Origin of the sequence: Flavihumibacter solisilvae (assembly GCF_000814475.1) — a bacterium.
GTDB lineage: Bacteria > Bacteroidota > Bacteroidia > Chitinophagales > Chitinophagaceae > Flavihumibacter > Flavihumibacter solisilvae.
The window spans coordinates 1-2,639 of the sequence record NZ_JSVC01000051.1 but is presented as its reverse complement, the minus strand read 5'-3'; the positions used below and the strand labels follow the sequence as shown (position 1 = coordinate 2,639).

Annotated in this window: 3 protein-coding genes; all 3 read right to left on the bottom strand. The window is 38.2% G+C overall.

Translation table 11 applies throughout. The features are described 5' to 3' along the window. Positions 1-528, bottom strand: a 528-nt coding sequence (locus OI18_RS23330; RefSeq protein WP_039144737.1) for a hypothetical protein, incomplete at its 3' end; no start/stop codon positions are given. A gap of 953 nt (positions 529-1,481) precedes the next feature. Further along, complete coding sequence (locus tag OI18_RS23325; protein ID WP_052273527.1) at positions 1,482-1,946, bottom strand: WapI family immunity protein; 465 nt, start codon at positions 1,944-1,946, stop codon at positions 1,482-1,484. A 165-nt stretch (positions 1,947-2,111) separates the two neighbouring features. Further along, entirely contained in the window at positions 2,112-2,582 is a 471-nt protein-coding gene (locus OI18_RS23320) for a hypothetical protein (protein WP_039144735.1), read from the bottom strand. Positions 2,583-2,639: the final 57 nt, after the last annotated feature.

The following is a 2,639-nucleotide window of genomic DNA, read 5'->3' as shown; positions in this document are numbered from 1 at the left end:
AATTGATTCTGCAAATATTTGAAGTTCATTTTCTCGCCTTGTAGCCCATTCTTTCTTTATCCATTCTTCTGCTGTCCTGCCAATTACATTTCCAGCAATTTCATAGGCTTTGTAATTGATAGCACGGTTATAACCTACCTTTTCTTTAATTCTTTTAAGAACTTCTATTTTATCAAATATTTGAAGTTCGTTAATAACAAAATCGTCTGTGAAATAGTGAACGAATGAAAAGTCAATTAGTCTGTTTAAGTCACTTTTGATATGTTCAAATTTGGGAAATGGGAAAATTTCAGCTTCGACAACTGCAATGTCTGGTTGAGTTGCTTTTCCTGTGTCATAATCGTAAAAGTCGTCGTGTAAATAGTAGACGTGTCCGTGAATTGCTGTTAAGTTGAAAAACTCCAAGGGTCTTAACGCTTTATTTAATAGCCTTTCGTGACAAGGCAGGCACAAACGAAAGGAATTTTGTCCTTCGCCCGCAAGTTCTTCAACTTCAATTTCTCTTTTTTTACAACTTTCACATTTCATTGTCTTGGTCGTCTTTTAGCCTGACCGCTAACGTTGAAGCATTTGTGCTGTTGGGGAATGAATTCCAAATGTTTGCTTGGCCGTAAACTTTAGTGTGTCCACTGTTTAAATGCTGAAGTGAATAGAATTACAAATGCTGATTCGTGATGTTCTTCTGCCCCAATAGCACAAATGCGATGTTATAGGCCGGCAGTTTCACCGATAAACTGTACAATTTATGAATCTGGTTGAGTGTCCTTATTTTCGTTTTACTCATTCCAATGGCCTGAGCTTGTATTATTATTTAATATTGATGTTTCTGAATTGTGTGGGATGGGCTTTTCTACGTGGCTCATTGATTTGGTTTAGCAGTTAAAATTTGCTTTTCTTTTTAAGCCCTTTCCATCGTCTGACAATTAGATAAAAACTAATAATGATTAGTACTCCACCTGTTATATAAAAGGAAAAATGCTTGTTTATCGGTTTATTATCTAATCCTACAACAGGAGAGAAGAGACACACCAACGCTATTATAAGCAAAATAATGCTAAGTCCAATTTTGCCACACGCGTTACCATACACGACATTGACAAATTCGCACAATAGTTCTATAATTATTGTGTGTGAAAGTCTCTTATTGTTTTTGACAGATTTCATCGTTTGGTCGAGCTGTTAGTCATCGATATTTGTACGCTGCTCTGCTCAATTAAAGTTGAGAATACAGGCAATTTCTTGGATGTAAGTTTACGCCGTGGGAACCTGGCTGGCCTATAACATCCGCGCATTGGCGATGTGGCTGCATTCCGTGTTTCGTCTTGCTGGATCGTCAGCCGGGTAAAGATATAGAGCTGAAATTATATTCCAAAAAGCTGATCCGTGATCCGAAAAGTTGGAACTGGAGTTCATCTGTGTTAATGTCGACCAGGATTTATTCGTTGGCCCGCCATATGGCCTATGCGATGTTGGCTGCTTCTTTATTCGTTTTTTATGTTAAAATCACCGTCAATTGGAAACCTTTTTGTAATCTTATCTAACTGTCTAACATATTCTTTTGTTTGTGTCTGATCGAAGCTAATTGAAAAGGATAACGTCTGTCCTAAATGAGGTTCTGGTGTCGCCTCGCAATAGAGTTCAAAATGTCCAAGGCCGTCACCTTTAATTGTCAAGACTAACTGACTTTCTAAAGGCTCGAACTTTGCACTACCGCTAAAATTCGTGTCAAGCTGTTTTAGTTGTTGCTTAAATATTTCAAAGTCAGTGGTCATAAATTCAGCTACGAATTGTCCGCTAAAAGCTCCACCCTTTACTGTGACTTGTGTCTTAATCCAGTTTCTATCCCAATCTAAATCGGTGTTTGGGTTTATCAAGTTAATAGGCTCAATTCGGATGATGTCGCCGGCGTCAGTAATTTCTAAATAAAGGTCTGTAGATTGTGTCATGGTTAAAGTAGCAGCCAACGGAGAGGGGCTTTGTGAATTAGCGGCGATTGTAATGCCGCAGCTTCATTTACTTCCTACAGTTGATTTAAGTAATATGGATTAAATGTAGCGCCTCAGCTGCTATTTTACAAAGCTTGTGTTATACGCCTTCAATAGGCCACTTCGTCATTTTTCTCTGAAATTCACATAGCCACTACTTAGGATTTTATATTTCGTATAGCGAAATACTTTTGCCTTTTCAGGGTTCATTTCAGTTACAGGGTAATTCTTAGGATAACCTTTTTCTTTATAAAATTGTCCCGTAAAGCGAATAACATCACCAGTATAACCGATTGTATCCGCTAAGGTCAAGGTGCTGTCGGCTGGCTCAACGAACATTGACCTTTCTGCAAGTCCTCCACTTTCTTGATATTGTTCATGTTCACTTGCCTTTATCCAATTTGCGCATTGACAAGCCCAAGCTACATAGCTCAAATCCAATGTCCGAACTGTGTCCTCCAACTCGTCCGTATAAGTGGGATGAAATTTAGGACGTTCAGTAAGTTTAGACGCATCTTTTTGTACTTCTTTGTTATTGGCCTCCTTAGAAACACAACTGAAAAGGGAAAAGACAAATATGATAACTCCAAATTTCATGAATGTAAAAATAGCGTATAACGAACAAGTATTGCCGATGGTGGGGAATTAGAATTC